Source organism: Pseudarthrobacter sp. (assembly GCF_036675385.1).
GTDB lineage: Bacteria > Actinomycetota > Actinomycetes > Actinomycetales > Micrococcaceae > Arthrobacter.
Genome location: NZ_JAKFFD010000161.1, coordinates 20,840 through 44,544, shown reverse-complemented (window position 1 = coordinate 44,544; position 23,705 = coordinate 20,840). Strand labels below are relative to the sequence as shown.

Sequence of the window (23,705 nt, the reverse complement as noted above, 5' to 3'; positions counted from 1 at the left end):
TGATGTGTAGGTCAGAACGCTATTTGCTCCCCACATCCTACGGGGAGCCTTGCGTGTTGTTGGAACCGGCCTGCGCGCTGTCGGCGCTGGCGATTTTCTGCGCCGCCGTGGTGATGTTCCGTGCCATCGCCGGAAATATGAGGCTGTGGAAGGGCAGCACGGCAAGCCAGTAGAGCTTTCCGCTGAGGCCCTTGGGGAAGAAAATGGCCCGCTGCCGGTAGCGGCTGCCCGTCCCGTCAGGTTCCACGGACAGTTCAAGCCAAGCACGTCCGGGGGCGCGCATCTCCGCGCGGAGGCGCAACAGTTTTCCGCGCTCGATCCGTTCCACGCGCCACCAATCCACCACTTCGCCCGAGGCCAGGGTGCCGGGGTGTCGGCGTCCCCGCAGCAGGCCCGCGCCGCCGGTGAGCTTGTCCAGCCAGCCACGCACGCGCCATGCCAGCGGCAGGGAATACCAGCCGTTCCGGCCGCCGATTCCTTCGATGATGGTCCACACGTGGGCGGGATCAACATTGCCGTGGAAGGTCCGCTCATCCACGTAGACCGTGTGGCCCGCCCAGTCCGGATCACTGGGCAGCGGATCGGCGTCGGCCCCGGCATTTGACCAGGTGGTTTCCACCTGGCCGTCACGCTCCTTGCCCAGGGCGAGGGCAACGGCCTGCCGGTACGGGGTCAGGCCGCCTGCCGGCACCGGGATATGGGCGTCGATGTCGTGCTCGCGGGACACCGCATCGTGCTGCAGCGACTCGACGAGCGGGAGCGACATGGACAGCGGGATGGGCGTGGTCAGGGCCACCCACACGCCGGCGAGCCTCGGGGCGGGAATGGGCAGAGCCAGCACCACCCGGTACGGCAGCCCGGCCTCGGCGGCGTATTCCTTCATCATGCCCGCGTAGCTCAGGACCTGCCGGCAGCCAATGTCGAAGGTGCGGTTGACGGACCCGTCCAAGGATGCGGCGCCCACAAGGTAGTGCAGCACGTCCCGGACGGCGATCGCCTCGATCTTGTTGCGCACCCAGCTCGGGGCCGGCATCAGCGGAAGCGTTTCGGACAGGTGGCGGATCATTTCGAAGGACGCGGACCCGGAGCCGATCACCACCCCGGCCTGGAAGACCACCGAGTCCACCGCGCTGTCCAGGAACACCTCTCCCACGGCTTCCCGGGACCGCATGTGGGTGGACAGTTCCACGTTGGCCGGGTGCAGGCCGCCCAGGTAGACGATCCGGCCTACGCCGGCCGCGGCGGCGGCTGTGGCGGCCGTTTCCGCCATGGCCTTTTCCTTGGACTCGAAGCCGGCGCCGGAAGCCATGGAGTGGACGAGGTAGTAGAGCACGTCGACGCCGGCCAGCGCCTGCTCCAGGGCTCCGCCGTCGTCGAGACTGCTCTCGATGACCTCAACCTTGCCCAGCCACGGCACGCCGGCGATCTTTGCCGGGGTTCTGACCAGGACCTTGACGGTGTGCCCGGCCTCCAGCAGCCGGGGGACCAGGCGGCCGCCGATGTAGCCGGTGGCGCCGGTCACCAGGACGGTTCGCGCCGTCCCCGGTGCCACGGTGGGGGGAGTGTCGCTCGGGCTGTTGCCATCGCTCACTGAAAGCTCCTCAGGCCGGCAGGCGGAGGCGCGCAACAGGCGCGCTTCCTCAGCAAGCTTAGCAACGGGGTGCCCGCCGGGCCCCGGGGCAGGGGTAGGCTGGGATGACCCGGGATTCGAAGTGAATTTCGGGTTTTCGTGTTGCCTGCGATCCCATGAACCCACAGGAGTTTCCGCCATGAGCCCCACTGGCCCGTCCCATCCTGGCCCGTCCAACGGTGGTCCCTCGCTGACCGGACTGCGCCGTGTCCTGGCAGAAGACCAGACGTTCGCGCGGGTCCGGGCGGAGGCGGCCAGGGGTTTTGACGTCCGGGGCCAGGACTACCAGATCAGCGCGCCGGCCGGACTCCGCGCCGTCCTGCTGGCGGAAATGGCAGACGGCCTGGACGTCGGCGCCGACGAAGGAACTCCCGACGGCGGGCTCCCTCCTGTGGTGCTGGCGGTCACCGCGACAGGACGCGAAGCAGAGGATCTGACAGCAGCCCTGCGCGCTTACCTGCCGGCCGATTCAGTGGCCGAGTTCCCCAGTTGGGAAACCCTGCCACACGAACGGCTCTCGCCCCGCTCCGACACGGTGGGCCGCCGGCTGTCCGTCCTGCGCCGCCTGGCGCACCCGGAAAGTTCGACGGCGGGCCGGCTGCGTGTGGTGGTGGCACCGGTGCGCGCGGTGGTCCAGCCGATCGTCGCCGGGCTGGGTGACCTGGTTCCGGTCACCCTGAAGGTGGGACAGGACATGCCGTTTTCCAGCGTGGTGCGGAGCCTTGCCGATGCCGCCTACGCACGCGTGGACATGGTTACCCGCCGTGGCGAGTTTGCCGTCCGCGGCGGCATCATCGACGTCTTCCCGCCCACCGAGGACCATCCCATCCGGGTTGAGTTCTTCGGCGACGAGGTGGACCAGATGCGCTGGTTCGCGGTGGCCGACCAGCGCTCGCTGTCGGCGCCCGGGGTGCACCACCCCGCCGAGCTCCACGCCCCGCCCTGCCGCGAAATCCTCATCACGCCGTCGGTGATGTCGCGCGCAGCCACCCTGAAGGCGCAGCTTCCCGCGGCCGCGGACATGCTGGAGAAGATCGCCGGCGGCATCGCGGTGGAAGGGATGGAATCCCTGGCCCCGGTGCTGGTGGACGCCATGGTCCCGTTCGTGGAGCAGCTGCCCGCCGGGTCCATCTCGGTGATCATTGAACCGGAAAAGGTCCGCCGGCGCGCACATGATCTTGCGGCCACCAATGAGGAGTTCCTGGAAGCAGCCTGGTCCACGGCCTCGGATGGCGGCACGGCTCCGCTGGACCTCAGTTCGCAGGCGTCGGCAGCGTTGCACTCAGCCAGCTTCCGTTCCCTGGCCGAAACGCGGAGCTTCTCGCTGGAGCACGAGGTGTCCTGGTGGTCCATCACGTCGCTGGCCACTGACGAGGAGCTGCTGCCCGAGATTGACGTCCTGAACCTCCGCGCCCGCGAACCGCGCGGGTACCAGGGTGATGTGGCCGAGATGATGGACTTCATCGGCTCCCACGTCCGGGACCAGTGGCGGATCGTGGTGGCCACGGAGGGTCCCGGCCCGGCGCAGCGCCTGGCGGAACTGTTCCACGACGCCGACATCCCCTGCGCCCGCGTGGACACCCTTGAGAAGGAGCCGCAGGCGGGCATCATCGAGGTGACCACTGCCGCCGTCGGACGCGGTTTTGTCCTGGACAGCCTCAAGCTGGGGCTGCTCACGGAAGCGGACCTGTTGGGACGGACGTCCGCAGGCTCCACCAAGGACATGCGGCGCATGCCGTCCAAGCGGCGGAACGCCGTTGACCCGCTGCAGCTCGTCAACGGCGATTCCGTGGTGCACGAACAGCACGGCATTGGCCGCTTCATCGAACTGATCCAGCGCAAGGTGGCCGGCGGCGGAGACGGCGTCCGCGAGTACCTGGTCCTGGAATACGCCCCGTCCAAGCGCGGCGCCCCCGGGGACCGCCTGTTTGTCCCGACCGACCAGCTGGACCAGGTGACCCGCTATGTCGGCGGCGATACCCCGGTGCTCAGCAAGATGGGCGGCTCCGACTGGGCCAGCACCAAGTCCAAGGCACGCAAGGCCGTCAAGGAGATCGCCGGCGAGCTCATCCGGCTGTACTCCGCGCGGATGGCCTCAAAGGGCCATGCCTTCGGGCCGGACACTCCGTGGCAGCGTGAGCTGGAGGAGGCCTTCCCGTACGTGGAGACGCCGGACCAGCTGACCACCATCAATGAGGTCAAGGCGGACATGGAGCGCGAGATCCCCATGGACCGCCTGGTGTCCGGCGACGTGGGCTACGGCAAAACCGAGATCGCCGTCCGGGCCGCGTTCAAGGCGGTCCAGGACGGGAAGCAGGTGGCGATCCTGGTGCCCACCACCCTGCTCGCCCAGCAGCACTTCGAAACGTTCACCGAGCGCTTCTCCGGCTTCCCCCTGCGGGTCAAGGCCCTGTCGCGGTTCCAGGGGGCCAAGGAAACCAAAGAGACCGTGGAGGGCGTCAAAAGCGGCTCCGTTGACGTCGTCATCGGCACCCACCGGCTGCTGTCGAAGGACTTCGCGTTCAAGGACCTGGGCCTGGTGATCGTGGACGAGGAGCAGCGCTTCGGTGTGGAGCACAAGGAAGCATTGAAGAAAATGCGGACCAACGTGGACGTGCTGGCCATGAGCGCCACCCCGATCCCGCGGACGCTGGAGATGTCGTTGACCGGCATCCGGGAAACCTCCACGCTGGCCACGCCGCCGGAAGAACGCCATCCCGTGCTGACATATGTGGGACCGTACACGGACAAGCAGACCTCGGCGGCCATCCGGCGTGAGCTGATGCGCGAAGGCCAGATGTTCTTTGTGCACAACCGGGTGTCCACCATCGACCGGACGGCCGCGAAGATCCGTGAACTGGTTCCGGAAGCACGTGTTGAGGTGGCGCACGGGCAGATGTCCGAGAGCCGGCTGGAGCAGATCATTGTGGACTTCTGGGAAAAGCGCTTCGACGTCCTGGTATGCACCACCATCATCGAGACCGGCCTGGACATCTCCAACGCCAACACCCTGATCGTGGACGGGGCGGACAAGTACGGCCTCTCCCAGCTGCACCAGCTCCGCGGCCGGGTGGGCCGCGGCCGTGAACGCGCCTATGCCTACTTCCTGTACCCGTCCGAGAAGCCCCTGGGCGAGGTGGCCCTGGAACGCCTCAAGGCCGTGGCCACCCACAACGAGCTCGGAGCCGGCATGCAGCTGGCCATGAAGGACCTCGAAATCCGCGGCGCCGGTAACCTGCTGGGCGGCGAGCAGTCCGGCCACATCCAGGGCGTCGGCTTCGACCTTTACATCCGCCTGGTGGGTGAGGCGGTGGCCGACTTCCGCGGCGACGCCGAGGAAAAGGCCGCCGAAATGAAGATCGAGCTGCCGGTCAACGCCCACCTCCCGCACGATTATGTGCCGGGGGAGCGGCTCCGCCTGGAGGCCTACCGGAAGCTTGCCTCCGCGTTGACGTACGAGGCCATCGAGGAGGTCCTGGCCGAGCTTGTGGACCGTTACGGCGAACCGCCGCTGCCGGTCCAGAACCTCATCGCCGTGGCCCGCTTCCGGGTGGGTGCCCGCGAAGCCGGCCTGTCCGACGTCGCGCTGCAGGGGAACTTCATCAAGTTCTCCCCGGCGCAGCTGCCGGAGTCGAAACTGATGCGGCTGACCCGGATGTACCCGGGTTCCCAGTCCAAGCCGGCCCTTGACGCGGTGCTGATTCCGAAGCCCAAGACGGCGAGGATCGGCGGCCGCGACCTGCAGGACGCCGAGATCCTGGAGTGGGCCAACGGGGTTATCCGCAACATCTTCTCCGACGCGCCGCTCGCCGCTCCGGCAGTAAGAGGTTAGACCTTGATGGGAGGACATCACGCCGCGTCGGGGGCCGCGGCGTGGGTAGCCATTGCCTCAACAGGGCCGTACACGCTGGGCTGGTATCCGCTGGACGCCACGGGGATCCTCATCGGCGGGATGGCGACGGCGGGGACGGCGCTCGTGTGCGACTGGGACCACCGCCACAGCACGGTGGCCAACTCGCTGCCGCCGCTGTCCAACCTGATTGCCGTGGGGATTGAGAACGCCAGCGGCGGGCACCGTCAAGGCACCCACTCGGTGCTCGGGGCGGCGTGCTTTGTGCTGCTGGCCATGATGGCCGGGCAGTTCCAGCTGCAGACGGACTGGGGCCTGCTGTCCGTGGGTGCAGGCCTGCTGTGCATGTTCATGATCAACATTGCGGCCAAGGCACTGAAGCTGTTTCCCAAGTCCGGATTCATCAGCAACTGGATTTTTGCCCTGACCATGGCCGGACTGGTGACCTGGTTCGCGCCGGAACAGTGGACCTGGCTGCCTGTCTCGATGCTGACCGGGGTGGTAGTCCACATTGTGGGGGACATGATCACCACCGGGGGCGTGCCGCTGCTCTGGCCGATCGTCATCAAGCCACCGAAGTTCCTCCGGAAGCTGCCGGTGCTCAACGACGTCTGGAAAGCCAACGGCGCCTTTTCCCTGCCGCTGCTGGGCCGCGCCGGTTCCAAGCGCGAGTGGCTGGTCCTGATCCCGGTCAGCGCCTACGCGATGGTGGGCATGTGCGTAGCGGCGTGGTCGTTGGCAAAGGCACATTTCCCAGCCGCCATGGCGATCGGAAAGACCGCGGTCAGCCGCCTGCTTGGTGCGGGCTGACACGGGCTGTGCTTGAGCGGCCAGTCCAGTTCATGACTTAAAGAGGCTGCGGCCCCGGAATATCCGGGGCCGCAGCCTTTTAAGTTACCGAGGGTTCTTACTTGCCGCCGGCTGAATCGGACCGGCCCATGATGGTCTGCGGGATCCAGAACGCCAGGAAGAACATGCCCAGGCAGGCGGCCATCGGCCACGGGTTGCCGAGCGTGAGGAAGGACAGGGAGTAGATGGAGCCCAGGAACAGCGCCATCATGGGTACAAACAGAAGGACGCTGCCCAGAAGGCTGTTCTCGTTCTGTGGGGTCTGTACCGTGGTGTTGCCGGACTCGGTGGTCTTGCTGGACATTGTTTCCTCCTTGGCCCCGCGGGGCTCAAACTGTGGCGGCTCCGGGCCGGCGTCAGTAGCTGGCTGAACCCTGTTCACCGTTGACGATGGCGATGCCGGAGCTGGCACCAATACGTGTTGCACCTGCAGCAATCATAGCCTGCGCGTCGGCAAGGGAACGTACGCCGCCGGACGCCTTGACGCCGAGATCGGGGCCGACGGTGCGGCGCATCAGGGCGATGTCCTCGGCCGTGGCGCCCCCGCCATTGAACCCCGTGGACGTCTTGACGAAGTCCGCCCCGGCTTCAACGGACGCCTGGCAGGCAAGAACCTTCTGGTCATCATTGAGCAATGCGGTTTCGATGATGACCTTCAGGATGGCGCCGCTGGCGTGCACCGCTTCCGCGACTGAGGCGATGTCCTCGACCAGGGCGCCTTTGTCGCCGGCACGGGCAGCGGCGATGTTGATGACCATGTCGACCTCGTCGGCGCCGTCCAGGACGGCTCCGCGGGCTTCAAAGGTCTTGACATCGGTGGGAATCGCCCCCAGCGGGAACCCGACCACCGAGCAGGTCAGAACCCCGGACCCCTTGAGGGCGGTCTTGACGGTCTTGACCCAGATGGGGTTAACGCAGACTGACTTGAAGTGGTATTCGGCGGCCTCGGCACACACTTTGAGGATCTCTGCTTCGCTGGCCTCAGGCTTGAGCAGCGTGTGGTCAATGTAGGAAGCAATGTTGCCGGTCGCGGGAATGGCTTCGTTGCTCATCAGGATGGTCCTTTCCAAGGGGCCTTGTGGGCCGCGAACGCTAGGTGTCCATGGCTCTTCTGGTGACCATCTTGCCACAGCAACGCGGGGTCACATCCGACCCAAAGAACGCTCCGCATTGGGCGGGATGTGACCCCCGCGTTGCCTTCAGCAGCAGGTCAGGCAGCCACGGCAACGCGCTGTTCCGCCGCACCCGCCGCCACACCTTCCGCCGCTGATGTAGCCGTCATCAGCTGCGCGGCGCAGGCTCCGGCGGCAGAAGCCGCGGCGACCAGCAGTCCCAGCCGGACGCCGTCGAACGCTGCGGCGTCACCAATCGCCCAGATGCCGGAGACCGATGTCCTGAAGTCCTTGCTGATGGCGATTCCGCCGTTGGGGGCGGTGGCGAGTCCGGCGCTGGCGGCGAGTCCATCGCGGGCAACCCGCTCTTCGGCCAGGACAACCAGGTCCCCGTTCATGCTGCTGCCGTCCTCGAAAACAACCCCGGAGGCGGTCAGGCCTGAGCCGTGGATGGAGTGCACCACGGCGGCCGGCCGGACCGTTGTGCGGATGGGCCTGACGCCGCGGGCCCGCAGCACCGCTTCGGCCTGGCCCGCCGCCGCGCCGGTTCCCACGAGGATTCCCAGTGGCCGCCGGCCCAGTTCCCGCGTCACTTCCTTGACGGCGTCGCCGATCCGGGCGGCGTCGTCGATCGTGGAGTAGCTCAGGCAGCGGCCGGCGCCCGCCACGGGGGACGCGACGGGCGCTGATCCGGTGGCGATGACCAGTTCGTCGTAGCCCAGTTCCATGCCGTCGGCGGTGGTGACGGAGCGGTTCCCCGCGTCGATGAAGCTCGCTGGCTGGCCGAAGCGGACGGATACCTGTGGCAGCTCTGCGAGCTCCAGGAGTTCGGCGGGAGCGTCGTCCCGGTTGCTGAGGACGGTGACGGTGCCGCGGAAGCGTGCACCGTCCAGCTGGCGGACCAGCGCCTGTGCGGCGGGCCCTGCCCCGGCGATGACGATGCGCGGAGCCGGGGAAACTGAGGTGGACGGTGCCGGAGCGGACATGTGCTGGCCCTTTCGCTGGCGGCCGCTGGAGCGGCCGGGACTTCGTGATGAATCCCAGCGTAGGCGGCGGGCTTTTCAGGCGTGTTTCCCCGCTGTTGCTGGGAAAACACCCTTTGTTCGCCAGCGTTTACCGGCCGGTAACAAAACCCGTGACGCACCTCTCCCTGCGCTCCGGACTGACACAAAGGCGGCCTGGGCCCGCGTCCCTAGACGCGGATCCGGTAACCCCTCTTGACCACCGTCTCCACCAGGCGGCCGTCCGGCAGTGATGACCGCAGGCGGCTGACAGTCATGTCCAGGGCGTGGACCGAGCCCTTCAGCTCGAGCAGCTCCGACAGCGATTCCCGGGAAAGCACGGCCCCACCGGCCCCCAGGAGGGCACGCAGCAGCAGCAGCGGCGCAGGGGCCAGCTCAACCTGCGCCCCGTCGACCCGCAGGCTGCGGCCGCGCAGCTCAAGGTTGCCGGACGCGGTGTCCAGCCGCCGCACATGGTTCAGGGCGAGGTGCTCGCACACCAGCCGGATGAGGGCGCCCATCCGGAACCGTTCCGGAACGAGCGGCGAGATACCGGCGTCGAGCAGGGGCTGGGCCGTGACGGGCCCCACCACCGCCGTGGTGACGTTGGTTTTCAGGCTTTCGATGAGCTGCTTGTAGACGCCCATTTCGTGGGCGGTGCTCCACACGGCATCGACGGCGGGGGCGCTCGTGAAGGTGAGCACATCCAGATTGCCGCTGCACACAGCCTCGATGAGGCGCGGAAGCCGGTCTTCGCCGTCGGGCTTTACCCAGCGGTAAGGGGTGACCGTCAGGACCGTGGCGCCGGACATGCGTAGCCGTTCCAGCTGCCGGACGTCCGTGTAGCCGTGCAGCTGCACGGCCACGGTCTTGCCCCGCACGCCTTCGGCGAGCAGCATGTCCACCAGCGTTGCGGTGGTTTCGTCGCTGCTGATTCCGACGTCGGCGAGTCCGGCCGCGCGGACGGCGCCGCGGGCTTTGGGGCCCCGGACGAACATCCGGCACGCCCCAAGGGTTTCCAGGAGCTGTTCACCGATCCCAAACGAATCAGCAGCTTCGCACCAGCGGCGCATGCCGTACGCCGTAGTGGCGATGCACAGGTCCGGGCGTGCGTCGATGATGGCCTTGGTGTCCTCGATGAGGCGGATGTCCTCCTGCACCGGGGCGATCTTGAGGGCCGGCGCGTGCAGTACTTCCGCGCCGCGGCGTTCCAGTGCCTCGATGAGGTCCCGGGAGCGCCGGTGCGAGGTGACTCCAATGCGGAAGCCCTCCAGCGGGGAGTCCGCAGCCTCCGGCCCGGACGTCGCTTCAAGCTGGGCAGGTTCAGCTGGTGCCAGTGCGTTCATGGGGGTCAATCCTTTCATGAACCGAGCAGCGAGGCCGCCAGCCGGTCGAGGTCGGCGGCGGCCTCAGCATGCCCGCGGTTGGCTTCTGCCACGCGAACCACCTCGCCAATGACCAGCACGGCGGGATTGCTGCACCCGGCAGCGGCGGAGGTGATGGTGCCCAGGTCCGCGATGGTGGTGCGCTGGCCGGGGCGGTAACCGCGTTCGACGACGGCCATGGGCATGTCCGGGCGCATGCCGGCTTTGCGGAGTCCGGCCGCGAGCTGGTGCAGTGTGCCGATGCCCATCAGGACCACAATGGTGCCTCCCAGGCCAGCCAGGTGCGTGTGTTCCTTTTCGGTCAGCGGCGCGTGGCCGGAGACCACGGTGAACATGTGGCTGACCTCGCGGTGGGTGACCGGAATGCCGGCGGCCGCCGGCACGGAGATCGCGCTGGTGACACCCGAGATGACACGGACGGGCACACCCGCCGCCACACAGGAAGCCACTTCCTCGCCGCCACGGCCGAAGACGTAGGGGTCGCCTCCCTTGAGGCGGACCACGTTGTTGCCGGCGAGAGCGCTCTCAACCATCAGCTTTTCGATGTCGGCCTGGCCCACCTTGTGGTGGCCGGGCTTCTTGCCCACATCCACCAGTTCGGCGGAGGTCAGGTCCGGCAGGTCCTGGCAGGGAGCCAGCCGGTCGAAGAACACCACGTCCGCATCGCGGAGGGCCTTCACGGCGGCGACGGTCAGCAGCTCGGTGGTGCCGGGTCCGCCGCCCACCAGGGTGACGTGGCCGACCGGTCCGGCGGCCGGCTCGGCCGCCACCGGGATGCCGGTGGCGGCGCAGCGCTCGAGCAGGGACTCCCAGCCGGGCTGGCCGTCGTCGACCGCCGCGACCAGGAACGGACGCTCGGGGAGCGGGCCGTCATGCGCTGCACCCGCCGGGGTGCTGAGGCGGTAGACGACGGCGCCCGCGGCCGCGTAGCGGCGGACCGCCTGGCGGGCGGCGTGGTCGGATCCGGTGACCAGGACTTCGCGGCCGGTGAGATCAATGCTGAGCTGCATGGCTATACCTCGTTCTCGGCGCGGGGCCGCATGGGGATGGAGGCGCCGATCAGGACCTTGCCTTTTTCCTCCGCAGTGGCAGGGCGCATCTGGCCACGCTCGTCGGAAACGAAGGTGATGGAGTCATCCTTCTGGTCAGGCGCGTTGACGAAGGAACGGAACCGGCGCAGACGCTCGGGGTCCTTCAGCGTGTCTGCCCATTCGTCCACGTAGGTGTCAACGTGCTTGGCCATGGCGGCTTCAAGTTCCTCGGCGATGCCCAGGGTGTCCTTGACCACCACGTCCTCGACGTGCTTGATGCCGCCGTCGAGCTCTTCCTGCCAGCGCGCGGTGCGCTGCAGGCGGTCCGCCGTGCGGATGTAGTACATGAAGTAGCGGTCGATGTACTTGATCAGGGTTTCGTCGTCGAGGTCCTTGGCCAGCAGCTGGGCGTGGGCGGGGGTGGCTCCGCCGTTACCGCCGACGTACAGGTTCCAGCCGTCGGCCGTGGCGATGACGCCGACGTCCTTGCCGCGGGCCTCGGCACATTCGCGGGCGCAGCCGGAGACGCCCATCTTGAGCTTGTGCGGGCTGCGGAGGCCGCGGTACCGGAGCTCGAGCTGGATGGCCATGGCCACCGAGTCCTGGACACCGAAGCGGCACCAGGTGGAACCAACACAGGACTTCACGGTGCGCAGGCTCTTGCCGTATGCCTGGCCGGACTCGAAGCCGGCGTCCACCAGTTCCTTCCAGATTTCCGGCAGCTCTTCCAGCCGGGCACCGAACATGTCGATCCGCTGGCCGCCGGTGATCTTGGTGTACAGGTTGTACTTCTCGGCCACGGCGGCGATGACGCCGAGCTTCTTGGGGGTGATTTCGCCGCCGGCGATGCGGGGGACCACCGAGTAGGTGCCGTCCTTCTGCATGTTGGCGAGGGCGCGGTCGTTGGTGTCCTGCAGCGTGCCGCGGCCGGCGTCCAGGACGTAGGCGCTGTTCTGGCTGGCCAGGATGTTGGCGATGGTGGGCTTGCAGATGTCGCAGCCGGCGCCGGTGCCGTACTTGGCCATGATCTCCTCGAAGGAGGTCAGTTCCAGGACGCGGATGGCGTCGAAGAGTTCCTGGCGTGACAGTTCGATGTGCTCGCAGAGGGCCTTGGAGACCTCGACGCCGGACTTGGTGAGTTCGGTTTCCAGCAGCTTCTTGAGCATCGGGACGCAGGATCCGCAGCTGGTTCCGGCGCGGGTGCAGCCCTTGAGTTCGCCAAGTTCCTGGACGGGGGCGTTGCCGTCGCAGGCGCCGCAGCCGTTGACGGTGTCGCGGATGGTTCCGGCGGAGACGTTGTTGCAGGAACACAGGATGGCGTCGTCCGGCAGTTCGGTGTCCGGGGCGTCGCCGCCGCCGGCCGCCGAGAGGTACGCGCCGGGCTCGGCGCTGAGTTCGCGGCCCAGGAGCGGGCGGAGGCTGGTGTAGGGGCTGGCGTCGCCCACAAAGATGCCGCCCAGGAGGGTCTTGGCATCGTCGGTGGTGACGATTTTTTGGTAGACACCGCGGGCGGGGTCGGCGTAAACGATTTCGAGCGAGTGCTCGGTCTTGGCGAAGCCGTCGCCGAAGCTGGCTACGTCCACACCGGAGAGCTTCAGCTTGGTGGCGGTGTCGAAACCGGGGAAGGTGGCCCCGCCGCCGTGCAGGCGGTCGGCCACGATCTCTGCCATGGTGTTGGCAGGGGCAACCAGGCCCAGGCACATGCCTTCGAAGTTGGCCACCTCGCCGATTGCCCAGATTCCGTCGACCTCGGTGGCGCAGGAGTCGTCGATGACCACACCGCCACGCTGGCCCAGGCTGAACACCTGTTCGTCGCCCTCGGCGGCGCGGAAGAGTTCGTCGCGGGGCCGGACGCCGATGGCTACGATCACCATGTCTGCTTCGATGATGCGGCCGTCGGCCATAAGGACACCCGTCACCTGGCCCTCGTCGTCGGACAGGACTTCCGAGGGGAAGACACCGCCGTGGACTGCAAAGCCCTTGGCCTTGATGAGCCGGCCCATTGCCTGGCCCGCGCCTTCATCCAGCTGGGTGGCCATCAGCCACTGCGAACCGTCGATAACGATCGGGTTGGCGCCGAGCTGCTCCGTGCCGGCGGCCGATTCGAGCCCCAGGAGGCCGCCACCGATGGTGACGGCATTAACCTTGCGACCGAGCTTTTCCGTGAGCTCGGTGATGGACTTGTTGATGGCCCAGACGTCTTCGAGCGTGCGGTAGACGTGGGTGAGCTCGTTGCCGGGGATGGGCAGGCGGGCGGCATTCGAGCCGGTTGCGACCACCAGGTCGTCGTATTCGAAGGTGTTGCCGGCGGCGGTTTCCACCGTCTTGGCTTCGGCGTTGATCTTCACCACGCGCTCGCCGGTCTTCAGTTCAAGGGAAGCGTGGTCCCACATCGACGCGGACCCCAGCGTCAGGTCGACACCGGTGTCCGTGAGGGCCTTGGAGAGCGCTACCCGGTCATAGGGCAGGTGGGCTTCCTCCGTGAGGACCGTGACGTGCCAGCCTTCGAGGCCACGGGAATGCATGGCATCGGCGAAGCGGTGGGCGGCGGGGCCGCCACCGGCGACGACGATGCGGCGCGTGTTCTCTGAGCTTGAAGTCTGTTCGGTCACTGTGGGCCTTTCGCATGGGCCGCAGACGGAATTCTGCGACCTTCTCTGACGAGGTATGCATTCAGACTAGGTAGTCGCAGTTTCGCTTCAGTTTCCCTTATGTTTCGTAGGCTTAACTTCTGCATCACGAACGCGTTTCCGATCGGGTGAGGTCTCTTTTACGCGCCGGACACATTCACTGCACGCCTTTGAAACACCCGTTGCCTAAATTGTTTGGTACGGCCATAAAGGTGGCCAATCAAGCACGGGGAGAGGAGCCGACATGACGGCAACACTGGAACTTGGGGCGCTCGCCGCCGACACCGCGACGTGGCACCGGGTCTGCGCCGTGGACGAGCTTGAGCTTGCCTGGGGCGAAGCAGCCCTCATTGAAGGCCGCCAGGTGGCACTCTTCCGGACCGGCCCCAGTGAGGTTTTTGCCGTGGCCCACGAAGATCCGGCCACCGGCGCCCACGTGATGGCCCGCGGCATTCTGGGTTCACGCGGCACCCGTCCCACCATCGCTTCGCCGCTGCACAAAGAGGTCTACGACCTGGAGACCGGCGAATGCTTCGGAACCGCCGCGGTGCGCCTGGAAACGTTCAGCACCCGCATTTCCGACGGTTTCATCGAGGTCGCGGTCTAACGACCCGTCAGAGCCCGAGGGCCTCGCGGACATCGTCGAGCACATTGTCCAGGGCTGTCCGGGCTGCCTGCCGGGCTTCCGGCAGCTCGGCCGCTGACTCAACCGGGAGGATGACTTCCAGGTAGCACTTGAGCTTGGGCTCGGTGCCGCTGGGCCGGATGATGACCCGGGTCTCGTCCCGGGTCAGGTACAGCAGGCCATCGGTGGGCGGCAGGTGCTCGCTCCCTTCGGCCAGGTCTACGAAAGTCTCAACAGCGGACGAACCGAACGAATCGGGCGGGCTCACCCGGAGCCGGTTCATCATCGCGTCCAGCAGGCCCAGATCAGCCACCCGGATGCTCAGTTGGTCGCTGGCGTGAAGCCCGTGCTGAAGGTAGAGCTCGTCCAGGGTGTCGAAGATGGTTTTCCCGTCCGCCTTGGCGGCGGCAGCCATTTCCGCGATGAGGACAGCGGCGGAGATCCCGTCCTTGTCCCGGACCAGTTCAGGTGCAACGCAATAGCCCAGGGCTTCCTCGTAGCCGTAGACCAGCCCGGGCACCCGGGAAATCCACTTAAACCCGGTCAGCGTTTCCTCGTGCGCGTAGCCTGCCGCGGCGGCGATGCGGGAGAGCAGGCGCGAGGACACAATCGAATTGGCGAAGACGCCGGCCCCTTCGTCGCTGGCTGCTTCAACCGTACTGGTGGTTTCGTCGGAGCCGGCCGCCAGCCGGGCCACAATGTGTGCCCCCAGCAGCGCGCCCACCTCGTCGCCGCGCAGCATGCGCCACGCGCCGGTGTCAGGATCCTTCGCCGCCACTGCAACGCGGTCAGCATCCGGATCGTTGGCCAGGACAATATCGGCCTCCACGCGGGCGGCGGTCTCCAATGCCAGGTCCAGGGCGCCGGGTTCCTCCGGATTCGGAAAGTTCACCGTGGGAAAGTCGGGATCCGGCTCAGCCTGTTCGGCCACCAGCGTGACATCGGCAAAGCCGGCAGCATTCAGCACCGCCACGGCAGTCTCGCCGCCGACGCCGTGCATGGGCGTCAGGACAATCCGCAGGTCTCGGGACGGGAAGCGGGCCCCATCGGCGAGTGCCGCCGTCGCGCGTTCATACTCCGCCGCAACCGACGGGTCCAGGACCGTCCAGCCGTCCGCGGCAAGGGTGATGGATTCCAGTGCGCCCACGGCATCGATCCGCGCGGCGATCCGGGCGTCGTGGGGCGCCACGATCTGCGCTCCGCGGCCGCTGCCCTCCACGGCATGGCGGCCCAGGTACACCTTGTATCCGTTGTCCTGCGGGGGATTGTGGCTTGCCGTCACCATCACACCGCCGTCGCAATCGAGGGACCGGACGGCGAAAGCGAGCAGCGGGGTGGGCAGTGCGGACGGCATCAGGAAGGTTTCAATCCCGGCGGCGGTGAAGATGGCCGCCGTTTCCTCGGCGAAGATGTCCGAGTTATGGCGGGCGTCATAGCCGACGACGGCGCGTGGCCGGGTCCCGGGGGCAGCCTCACCCACCGCATCAACCAGGAAGTCGGCGAGGCCGGCGGCGGCGCGGCGCACCACCACGCGGTTCATCCGGTTCGGCCCGGCGCCCAGGGCGGCACGGAGGCCTGCGGTGCCGAACTGCAGCGTGCCGCTGAAGCTGTCGGCCAGTTCCTGCAACGCTGCCGGTGAGCCCTCTTCCGCGAGTTGCAGCAGTTCGGTGAGCTCTGCGGCTGTGGTGGGATCCGGATCTTTGGCCGCCCATTCGCGGGCGTGGCGGAACAAGGAGGCGGCATCGGAGGACGTCATGCGGTCAACGCTATCGTCATTGCTTCAGGAACGGCGCCTGAACACTCGCCTGTGATAGCGGAAGCAGCGAAATCCTTGCAGTAAATTTTCTGGACAAGTAATGTCGCGAATATGAAACTGGGGCAGGGTGTTGAGTGGGGGCTGCATAGCTGCGTCAACATGTCCTGGACCCCGCCGGGGGAGGCCGTCAGCAGCGCACGGCTGGCCGAGTTCTACAAGCTTCCCGCCGCATATCTGAACAAACAGCTCCAGGCCCTGGTGCGGGCCGGGATCCTGACCTCCGTATCCGGCCCGCGCGGCGGCTTCTCGCTGGCCCGGCGTCCGGACCGGATTTCCGTCCTTGATGTGGTCCTGGCCATCGAAGGAAACGACCATGCCTTCCGGTGCGAAGGCATCGCCAAGGACGCCCCGGGTGCGAGCATGGACGCCGACTACGCGCGCACCTGCCTTATCTCGCAGACGATGCGCCACGCCGAAGTCACCTGGCGGACTGAGCTGTCCCGGCAGAGCATTGCCGGGATCGCCCAGTCCATCGAGCGCCGCTTTCCCGATGCCCGGGAGTCCACCGTCCTGCAGCTGGTCGGTCCGCGAACCTGACCCGCCCTACAGCAACGCGGGGTCACTAGACGCCCATGGGAAAGCCTCCATTGGGCGCTTAGTGACCCCGCGTTGGCCTAAAGCTTGGCGATGATCCCAGCCAGCAGTTTGGAAATCCGCGGTCCGGCGGCCTGGCCGGACTCGATGACTTCCTGGTGGCTGAGAGGCATGGCGCTGATCCCGGCTGCGAGGTTGGTGACCAGCGAAATTCCGAACACTTCCATGCCTGCGTGCCGGCCGGCGATCGCTTCCAACGCGGTGGACATGCCCACCAGGTCCGCGCCGATCCGCTTGGCGTACTGGACTTCGGCCGGCGTTTCGTAATGCGGTCCGCTGAACTGGGCATAGACGCCTTCCTCCAGCGAGGAGTCCACTTCACGGGCGAGGGCACGGATGCGCGAGCTGTACAGATCCGTCAGATCAACAAACGTTGCGCCTTCCAGCGGGGACGTGGCGGTGAGGTTGATGTGATCTTTGATGAGGACCGGAGTGCCCGGCGTCCAGCTTTCGTTCAGCCCTCCGCATCCGTTGGTGAGGACCAGGGTTTTGCAGCCTGCAGCGGCAGCGGTGCGGATGCCGTGGACCACGGCGCGGACGCCTTTGCCCTCGTAGTAGTGCGTCCGTGCGCCCAGGACCAGCGCGCGTTTGCCCTCTTTGGTCAGGACCGAGCGGATGGTGCCCACATGTCCTTCCACGGCCGGGGCGTGGAAGCCCGGGACAGTGTCGGCGGTCAGGGTGGCCGTGGTCTCGCCGATGAGGTCGGCGGCTTCAGCCCAGCCTGAGCCCAGGACGAGCGCGACGTCGTGATTGTCCACCCCGGTCTCCTGCGCGATGTACTCAGCGGCGGAGCGCGCCGCGGCGAAAGGGTCCGTGTTCTGGAAGTCTGTATTACTCACTGGTACAAGTTATCGTGCCGGTGCCGCTGTGCACAGTGGCAACAGCGTCGCGCCGGGCCGCAGACGGCACCGTGACGGGCCACTCTTTTATTGGTGGTCCCTGCGCAGATGCGCGAGAATGGTTGATTGTGACTACGCACCCTGATTTCAGCTCCCCCCGGATCGCAATCCTCGGAGGTGGCCCCGGCGGATACGAAGCCGCTATGGTCGCTGCCTCGCTGGGAGCGCAGGTCACCATCATCGAACGCGCGGGCATGGGCGGCTCGGCCGTGCTGACCGACGTCGTGCCTTCGAAGACCCTGATCGCGACGGCGGATCTGATGACCCGCGTCGGGGAGGCGGGCGAGCTGGGCGTGAAGTTCGACGTCGACGGTGGCGACTTTGTGCCGGCGATGCGCGCCGACCTCAAACACATTAACGACCGACTGCTGGGCCTTGCCCGCCAGCAGTCCACCGACATCTCCACTGGGCTGGAGCACCAGAACGTCCGCATCCTGCTGGGTTCGGGCAAGCTCCTGGACAGCCACACCATCGAGGTCCTGACCGCTGACGGCACCGAAATCGTGGAAGCGGACACCATTCTGCTGGCCGTCGGCGCGCACCCCCGCGAGCTGCCCACCGCGCGGCCGGACGGGGAACGCATCCTGAACTGGGCGCAGATCTACAACCTTGACGAGCTTCCCGAGGAACTGATTGTGGTGGGCTCCGGTGTGACCGGTGCCGAGTTCGCCTCCGCCTACAACGGCCTGGGCTCCAAAGTCACCCTGATCTCCAGCCGCGACAGGGTGCTCCCCGGTTCGGACACGGACGCCGCGGAGGTGCTGGAGGAAGTCTTCGAGCGCCGCGGTGTGCGCGTGCTGTCCCGCGCCCGTGCCGAAACCGTCGAGCGGACCGACGACGGCGTGGTGGTCACCCTCGGTGACGGATCAAAAGTCACCGGCAGCCACTGCCTGGTCTGCGTGGGTTCCATCCCGAACACCGCCGGCATAGGCCTCGAAGAGGCCGGCGTGGCCCTCACCGAGAGCGGCCATATAAAGGTCGACGGCGTCTCCCGCACCACGGCGCCGAACATCTACGCAGCGGGAGACTGCACCGGCGTGCTGGCTTTGGCCTCGGTGGCCGCAATGCAGGGCCGGATCGCGATCGCCCATTTCCTGGGCGACAGCGTTATGCCGCTCAAACTGCACCAGGTGGCGTCCAACATCTTCACGTCACCCGAGATCGCGAATGTGGGGGTCTCCGAGGCCGAGATCCAGTCCGGCAAATACCAGGGCGACATCATCAAACTCTCGCTCAAGAGCAATGCCCGCGCCAAAATGCGCAACCACAAGGACGGCTTCGTCAAGATCTTCGCGCGTAAGGGCTCCGGCACCGTGATTGGCGGTGTTGTGGTGGGGCCGAACGCTTCCGAGCTGATCTTCGCCATCTCCCTTGCAGTCACCCAGAAGCTCCACGTCGACGACGTCGCCAACACTTTCACCGTCTACCCGTCGCTGAGCGGGTCCATCTCCGAAGCGGCCCGGCGCCTGCACGTCCACATGTAAGTGAGTTGCGGTAGCGTGGCCGCATGACTACAGCACTGGAGCGGCCACGCCGCGGAAAAATCATCGGCGGCGTCTGCGCCGCCCTTTCAGCCCGATTCGGGATCCCGAAGTTCCTGGTCAGGCTCGGCTTTGTGATCTTTGGCTTGGTGGGGATCGGCGAACTGGTCTACATCGCCCTGTGGATCATGATCCCCAAGGCTCCGGCCTAAAGACCGCCCGGATTCCCGGCCTCGACGCCTAGGCCAGGGCGTAGGGCGGCACGGTGCTGCCGGAAGTAAAGGGGGTGAACCAGCCCTCGATACTCAGCTTCCCGGCGTCGATCTCCGGAATGCCGGGGCTGTCCGAGTAGAGGGCTGGACTCTCCGCCTCCTCCAACAGGACTTCCTCGACCTGAGCACGCCAGTCTTCCGGGAGGTCGAGTTCATAGATGTCCTCGGTGATTTCCGCCTGATCGAGCAGGCAGCGGACGGCGAGTTCGGCTGCGAGGCATCCGGGGGCTGTCCAGCCGCGGACCAGAGATGCCGTCACATCGGAAGCGACGACGATGAACTTCCGGGTAAACGTCGCGTCGTAGCTGGCGGCGAACTGAGGCGGCAGCGAGGACAGCACAGCGGAACCGGCGACGTCGGACGAAGTGACGGCATCCAGTGCGGTCAGGGTCCCCAGATCGCGGAAGAGCTGGTCAACGAGAACGCCCGACGAGTTCCAGAGAAGGCCTGCCAGCAGGCGGGTCTGGGTCACAGCCGTTTTCCGGTCTTCCGGCGAGACAGCCGCCATTTCGTCCAGGTCTTCCGGCTCGAACTGCAGCCGCTGTTCCGGCGTCATGTCATCCGGGTGCGGATCAAGGCCCAAGAGTTCCAGGCTCAGTCCGGTCAGCTTCCTGGCGTCGGCCAGCAGTTCTTCGGTGATGTCGTCTTCTTCGTCGGCATTCATGGCCCCGATGCTACCGCCCGCCCGCCGTCGAGTCCGATTCCGTGACGCGGACATGTCCGGGCTCGCCGGCTTCAGTTCACATCAGGCGGCGGGAGCCGCCTGGAAGTGTTTTTCGATGAGCCCCTTGATGTCCTCGTGGCAGCCGCCGCAGCCGGTACCGGCGCGGGTTGCCTTGGACACCTCGGCCACGGTGGAGCAGCCTTCCGCCACGGCGCCCTGGATCTTGGCGCCGCTGACTCCGGCGCAGCGGCATACGGTGCCAGCCGGATCGGCGGGACCGGACGCGGCCAGCTGGTCCGGGCCATCGAGCCGGAGCAGCAGTGACCTGTCGGCCGGCAGTTCCGCACCGCGTTCGAAGAGTCCCACGAGCTCGGCGGCGGTCCGCGGCATACCCACGGCCACCAGGCCTTCCAGCACTCCGCCGCGGGTGGTCATCTTCACGTAGCGGCCGTGTTCCGGATCGGCCCACTGGGCGATCTGCAGCCGCGGCCGGCCGTTCACGGCGCCGGCGGTGAGCACGTCTTCGTCCCACGGCTCGGCACCGTTGTCGCCCGCCACAGCCATGTTCATGCCGCGGGCCTTCAGCACAATGACGCCGGCCTGCTCCTGGGGCAGCTCCTGCAGCGTGTCGGCGTCCTCCTGCGTGCCGGTGGCCAGCATGGTCAGGTATTCGGCCAGCCATTCGGCCTGCCGCCACCCGGGACCCACCAGGCCGGACGGGCCCTTGGCGGTGCGGCATTCGCCGCAGGCCGGATCCGGGCAGCGGACCTCGGCGCAGTCGCCGATCGCGAAGATGTGCGGCTCGTGGTGGGCACGGAGCCGGTGGTCCACCAGGATGCCAGCACCAACCGACAGGCCGCAGCCTTCGGCCAGCTCGGTCCGGGGACGGACACCGCACGAGATGACAAGGAGGTCGCCGTCGATCGCCGAACCGTCATTGAGCAGCAATGCCGAGAATCCGCCGTCGGGCGCGTTGTGCTCCACTCCGGTGGACCGGGCGTTGCCGGCCATCCGCACGCCGCAACGGCGAAGGCTGGCCGCGAGGACCGCGCCGCCGCCCCGGTCGATGTTGCGTCCCAGCGGGTGCGGCCCGTTGTGCACCACCGTGACGGTGGCGCCTTCCTCGGCAGCCGCGAGGGCTGTCTCGAGGCCCAGGACGCCGCCGCCCAGCACCACAACACGCTTGCCGCCGTCGACCGCTGCGCGCAAAACCGAAGCGTCGCGGAGATCCCGGAGCGCCGTGACGCCGGCGGGAAGGACGGGGGAAGCGGGATCCGGGTTGATGCCGGTCAGGTTGGGGATGACGGGCCGGGAACCCGTGGCGAAGACGAGCCGCTCATAGTGGGCGGAGGTGCCGTCTGTAAGGATCACCTGCTGGCGGGCGCGGTCCACGCGGCGGACCCGCACGCCGAGCCTGACGTCCACGCCATCCGCGGCCAGGGCTGCGGCATCGGAGAGGGCCAGGGCATCGGCAGTAGTGCGTCCGACGCCCAGATCGGCCACCAGCACACGGTTGTACGCGGCCTCGGCTTCCTCGCCCACGACAGTGAGGCTGACGTGCCCGTCGCGGACCGCGGGCAGCAGTTCATCGATCAGGCGGGCAGCCACGGGGCCGAAACCAACAATGACAATCTGCTCACTCATGAGGCCTCCGATTTCTGAAGAACACTATTCTGAAGTCCGGTTGCGACCGCTCGGACCCACACCTTGTTGAACTTGAATTCGGGCATCCCGGAAATGGGATCCGTTGCCGCCTCGGTGAGGCGGTTGGCGCTTTCAAGCTCCGGGAAATGGAACGGCAGGAAGACTGTCTCGGGCCGGATCGCGGTGCTGAGTTCCGCCCTGCAGAACACCTCGCCGCGTTCATTGGCCACCGACACAAAAGCCCCGTCGGTGATGCCCATGGCGGCCGCAGCGGCGGGGTGGATCTGCATTTTCGCTTCGGGCTGGCTGGACAGCAGTTCGGACACACGCCGGGTCTGCGTCCCGGACTGGTAGTGCTCCAGGAGGCGGCCGGTGATGAGGGTCATGGTTTTCGCGGCCGGGTCCGGGTTGGGGGCCGGGGTACGACGACGGCGGGGCGTCACCGGGGTCATGACCGCCTTGCCGCCGGCATGGGCGAACGCGTCCAGGAACAGCCGGGGCGTACCGGTGCTCCCCACGGGGTACGGCCAGTAGGCGGCTTCGCCGCGGTCCAGCATGGCGTAGTCAATACCGGAGTAGTCTGCGTGCCCGCCGGCCGAGGCCAGCCGCAGTTCCTCAAAGACTGTTTCCGGATCTTCGCTGTACGTGGACGGGGCCTCGAGCGCTTCTGCCAGCCGGGCCATGATCCACAGTTCGCTGCGTGCGCCGGCCGGCGGCTGCAGGGCCTGGCGGCGGCGGAGGACGCGCCCCTCGAGGTTGGTGAGCGTGCCCTCCTCCTCGGCCCACTGCAGGACCGGGAGGATGAGGTCGGCTTCGGCGGCGGTCTCGGACATAAAGAAGTCGCAGACCACCAGGAAGTCCAGGCTGCGGAGCCCGGCGATGACGGCGTTTGCATCGGGGGAGGCCACCGCGATGTTGGAGGCGTGCACAAAAAGGCACCGGACGCCGTCGGGCTGTCCCAGCGACTTCAGCAACTGGACGGCGGGCAATCCCGGCCCGGGAATAGTTTCCTCCGGGACGCCCCAGACGCCGGCCATGTGGGCGCGGGCGGCGGGGTCGGTGATCTTCCGGTAGCCGGGGAGCTGGTCGGCCTTCTGGCCGTGCTCGCGGCCGCCCTGGCCGTTGCCCTGGCCGGTGAGGGTGCCGTAGCCGCTGCGGCGCGAGCCGGGCAGGCCCAGCAGGAGGCTGAGGTTGATCGCGGCGGTGGCGGTGTCCGTGCCGTCCACGTGCTGTTCCACACCGCGTCCGGTAAGGATGTAGCTGCCGCCCTTGCCCGCGCCGTCGGCGAGCCTGCGGGCGGTTTCCCGGATGAGCTCCGCGGGGACGCCGGTGAGGGACTGGACGCGTTCGGGCCAGAACGAGTTGACGCTGCGGACCACGGCCTCGTAGCCGGTGGTGCGTGCCGCGATGAAGTCGTCGTCTGCCAGGCCTTCGTGGATGATCACGTGCGAGAGGCCCAGCAGGAGGGTGAGGTCGGTGCCCGGCAGGGGCTGGAGGTGAAGGCCGCCGCCGTCGGATGTGAACCTTGCCGTGGCTGAACGGCGCGGATCCACCACGATCAGCCCGCCGGCGTCGCGGGCTCCCTGGAGGTGCTGCACAAACGGCGGCATGGTTTCTGCCACGTTGGAGCCGAGCATCATGATGGTGCTGGCCGAGTCCAGGTCTGCCAGCGGAAACGGGAGGCCGCGGTCCAGGCCGAAGGCGCGCATCCCGGCGGCCGCGGCGGAGGACATGCAGAAGCGGCCGTTGTAGTCGATGCGTGAGGTGCCCAGGGCCAGGCGGGCGAACTTGCCCAGCATGTAGGCCTTCTCGTTGGTGAGGCCACCGCCGCCGAAAACCCCGACGGCGTCCTTCCCGTAGCGTGCCTGTGCGTCCTTCACCGCGGTGGTGACCAGCGCCAGGGCCTGGTCCCAGCCGATGGGGCGATGGACGCCGTCGGCGCCCTTGAGCAGGGGTTCGGTGACCCGTCCGGGGTGGTTGAGGAGCGTGGCTGAGGTCCAGCCCTTGCGGCAGAGGCCGCCCCGGTTGGTGGGGAAGTCCCGGCCGCTCACTTCGAGGAGGGGGGCCTTCAGGGTGGCGTCCGCAGCGGCCAGCGCTGCGGATTCAGCCGGCACGGGGACTGACCCCGGCTCGGAAGCCGGGGTCAGTTCCGCTGGTGACGTGAGCGTCATGGCGCACTGCAGGGCGCAGTAAGGGCAGTGCGTGTCGGCGCTTTTGGTCAT

The 23,705-nt window shown here is 67.4% G+C and carries 18 protein-coding genes; 6 read left to right on the top strand and 12 right to left on the bottom strand.

Annotated features, from left to right (window positions below):
- Positions 1–37: 37 nt before the first annotated feature.
- Positions 38–1,591, bottom strand: a complete 1,554-nt coding sequence (locus V6M49_RS13265; protein WP_332761375.1) for an SDR family oxidoreductase — start codon at positions 1,589–1,591, stop codon at positions 38–40.
- Positions 1,592–1,769: 178 nt separating this feature from the next.
- Between V6M49_RS13265 and mfd the strand changes: the two genes are divergently transcribed.
- Entirely contained in the window at positions 1,770–5,462 is a 3,693-nt protein-coding gene (mfd, locus tag V6M49_RS13260) for a transcription-repair coupling factor (RefSeq protein WP_332761374.1), read from the top strand.
- 6 nt (positions 5,463–5,468) lie between these two features.
- Complete coding sequence (locus V6M49_RS13255; RefSeq protein ID WP_141139897.1) at positions 5,469–6,290, top strand: metal-dependent hydrolase; 822 nt, start codon at positions 5,469–5,471, stop codon at positions 6,288–6,290.
- Positions 6,291–6,387: 97 nt separating this feature from the next.
- Here V6M49_RS13255 and V6M49_RS13250 read toward each other — a convergent pair whose 3' ends face one another.
- From V6M49_RS13250 to nirB, 6 genes are all read right to left on the bottom strand, one after another.
- Positions 6,388–6,633: a hypothetical protein gene (locus tag V6M49_RS13250; RefSeq protein WP_104061027.1), complete on the bottom strand. Its 246-nt coding sequence runs from the start codon at positions 6,631–6,633 to the stop codon at positions 6,388–6,390.
- Positions 6,634–6,685: 52 nt separating this feature from the next.
- Entirely contained in the window at positions 6,686–7,381 is a 696-nt protein-coding gene (gene deoC / locus V6M49_RS13245) for a deoxyribose-phosphate aldolase (RefSeq protein ID WP_332761373.1), read from the bottom strand.
- Between the two features lie 158 nt (positions 7,382–7,539).
- On the bottom strand, positions 7,540–8,427 hold the full coding sequence (locus tag V6M49_RS13240) for an FAD-dependent oxidoreductase (protein WP_332761372.1): 888 nt from the start codon (positions 8,425–8,427) through the stop codon (positions 7,540–7,542).
- A 206-nt stretch (positions 8,428–8,633) separates the two neighbouring features.
- Positions 8,634–9,788 (bottom strand): uroporphyrinogen-III synthase, encoded by a 1,155-nt coding sequence (locus tag V6M49_RS13235; RefSeq protein WP_104061030.1) that lies wholly within the window; start codon positions 9,786–9,788, stop codon positions 8,634–8,636.
- 14 nt (positions 9,789–9,802) lie between these two features.
- Positions 9,803–10,837, bottom strand: coding sequence for a uroporphyrinogen-III C-methyltransferase (cobA, locus tag V6M49_RS13230; protein ID WP_058929605.1), 1,035 nt, complete (start codon positions 10,835–10,837; stop codon positions 9,803–9,805).
- A gap of 2 nt (positions 10,838–10,839) precedes the next feature.
- Complete coding sequence (nirB, locus tag V6M49_RS13225; RefSeq protein ID WP_141139901.1) at positions 10,840–13,470, bottom strand: nitrite reductase large subunit NirB; 2,631 nt, start codon at positions 13,468–13,470, stop codon at positions 10,840–10,842.
- A gap of 262 nt (positions 13,471–13,732) precedes the next feature.
- On the opposite strand from nirB, the gene nirD reads away from it, so the two are divergent.
- Positions 13,733–14,095 (top strand): nitrite reductase small subunit NirD, encoded by a 363-nt coding sequence (gene nirD, locus V6M49_RS13220; protein ID WP_104061033.1) that lies wholly within the window; start codon positions 13,733–13,735, stop codon positions 14,093–14,095.
- A 7-nt stretch (positions 14,096–14,102) separates the two neighbouring features.
- Here the strand turns inward: nirD and V6M49_RS13215 are convergent, their stop codons facing one another.
- Positions 14,103–15,869, bottom strand: coding sequence for a phospho-sugar mutase (locus tag V6M49_RS13215; protein WP_332761371.1), 1,767 nt, complete (start codon positions 15,867–15,869; stop codon positions 14,103–14,105).
- A gap of 111 nt (positions 15,870–15,980) precedes the next feature.
- On the opposite strand from V6M49_RS13215, the gene V6M49_RS13210 reads away from it, so the two are divergent.
- A complete protein-coding gene (locus V6M49_RS13210) occupies positions 15,981–16,466 on the top strand; it encodes an RrF2 family transcriptional regulator (RefSeq protein WP_141139903.1) in 486 nt (161 codons plus the stop codon).
- A 77-nt stretch (positions 16,467–16,543) separates the two neighbouring features.
- On the opposite strand, the gene V6M49_RS13205 is transcribed toward V6M49_RS13210, so the two are convergent.
- Complete coding sequence (locus V6M49_RS13205) at positions 16,544–17,362, bottom strand: purine-nucleoside phosphorylase (RefSeq protein ID WP_252601105.1); 819 nt, start codon at positions 17,360–17,362, stop codon at positions 16,544–16,546.
- Between the two features lie 128 nt (positions 17,363–17,490).
- Here V6M49_RS13205 and V6M49_RS13200 point away from each other — a divergent pair, with 128 nt between their 5' ends.
- The gene (locus V6M49_RS13200) at positions 17,491–18,906 is read left to right on the top strand and encodes an NAD(P)H-quinone dehydrogenase (RefSeq protein WP_141139905.1); all 1,416 of its coding nucleotides are present in this window, start codon (positions 17,491–17,493) and stop codon (positions 18,904–18,906) included.
- A gap of 23 nt (positions 18,907–18,929) precedes the next feature.
- Positions 18,930–19,115 carry a PspC domain-containing protein gene (locus V6M49_RS13195; RefSeq protein WP_056348113.1) on the top strand — a complete coding sequence of 62 codons (186 nt, stop codon included), beginning with the start codon at positions 18,930–18,932 and terminating at the stop codon, positions 19,113–19,115.
- Positions 19,116–19,143: 28 nt separating this feature from the next.
- On the opposite strand, the gene V6M49_RS13190 is transcribed toward V6M49_RS13195, so the two are convergent.
- The 3 genes from V6M49_RS13190 to V6M49_RS13180 form a co-directional block, all read right to left on the bottom strand.
- Positions 19,144–19,839, bottom strand: coding sequence for a hypothetical protein (locus tag V6M49_RS13190; RefSeq protein WP_332761369.1), 696 nt, complete (start codon positions 19,837–19,839; stop codon positions 19,144–19,146).
- Positions 19,840–19,920: 81 nt separating this feature from the next.
- On the bottom strand, positions 19,921–21,483 hold the full coding sequence (locus V6M49_RS13185) for an FAD-dependent oxidoreductase (protein ID WP_104061039.1): 1,563 nt from the start codon (positions 21,481–21,483) through the stop codon (positions 19,921–19,923).
- Entirely contained in the window at positions 21,480–23,705 is a 2,226-nt protein-coding gene (locus V6M49_RS13180) for a molybdopterin oxidoreductase family protein (RefSeq protein ID WP_332761368.1), read from the bottom strand. The genes V6M49_RS13185 and V6M49_RS13180 overlap by 4 nt, the downstream gene beginning before the upstream one ends.

Excerpts from the sequence above, each read along its gene's own strand:
- mfd (WP_332761374.1), top strand. The coding sequence starts at position 1,770 with ATGAGCCCCACTGGCCCGTCCCATCCTGGCCCGTCCAACGGTGGTCCC.
- V6M49_RS13255 (WP_141139897.1), top strand. The coding sequence starts at position 5,469 with ATGGGAGGACATCACGCCGCGTCGGGGGCCGCGGCGTGGGTAGCCATT.
- V6M49_RS13250 (WP_104061027.1), bottom strand. The coding sequence starts at position 6,633 with ATGTCCAGCAAGACCACCGAGTCCGGCAACACCACGGTACAGACCCCA.
- deoC (WP_332761373.1), bottom strand. The coding sequence starts at position 7,381 with ATGAGCAACGAAGCCATTCCCGCGACCGGCAACATTGCTTCCTACATT.
- V6M49_RS13240 (WP_332761372.1), bottom strand. The coding sequence starts at position 8,427 with ATGTCCGCTCCGGCACCGTCCACCTCAGTTTCCCCGGCTCCGCGCATC.
- V6M49_RS13235 (WP_104061030.1), bottom strand. The coding sequence starts at position 9,788 with ATGAACGCACTGGCACCAGCTGAACCTGCCCAGCTTGAAGCGACGTCC.
- cobA (WP_058929605.1), bottom strand. The coding sequence starts at position 10,837 with ATGCAGCTCAGCATTGATCTCACCGGCCGCGAAGTCCTGGTCACCGGA.
- nirD (WP_104061033.1), top strand. The coding sequence starts at position 13,733 with ATGACGGCAACACTGGAACTTGGGGCGCTCGCCGCCGACACCGCGACG.
- V6M49_RS13215 (WP_332761371.1), bottom strand. The coding sequence starts at position 15,869 with ATGACGTCCTCCGATGCCGCCTCCTTGTTCCGCCACGCCCGCGAATGG.
- V6M49_RS13210 (WP_141139903.1), top strand. The coding sequence starts at position 15,981 with ATGAAACTGGGGCAGGGTGTTGAGTGGGGGCTGCATAGCTGCGTCAAC.
- V6M49_RS13195 (WP_056348113.1), top strand. The coding sequence starts at position 18,930 with ATGACTACAGCACTGGAGCGGCCACGCCGCGGAAAAATCATCGGCGGC.
- V6M49_RS13190 (WP_332761369.1), bottom strand. The coding sequence starts at position 19,839 with ATGAATGCCGACGAAGAAGACGACATCACCGAAGAACTGCTGGCCGAC.
- V6M49_RS13185 (WP_104061039.1), bottom strand. The coding sequence starts at position 21,483 with ATGAGTGAGCAGATTGTCATTGTTGGTTTCGGCCCCGTGGCTGCCCGC.
- V6M49_RS13180 (WP_332761368.1), bottom strand. The coding sequence starts at position 23,705 with ATGACCAAAAGCGCCGACACGCACTGCCCTTACTGCGCCCTGCAGTGC.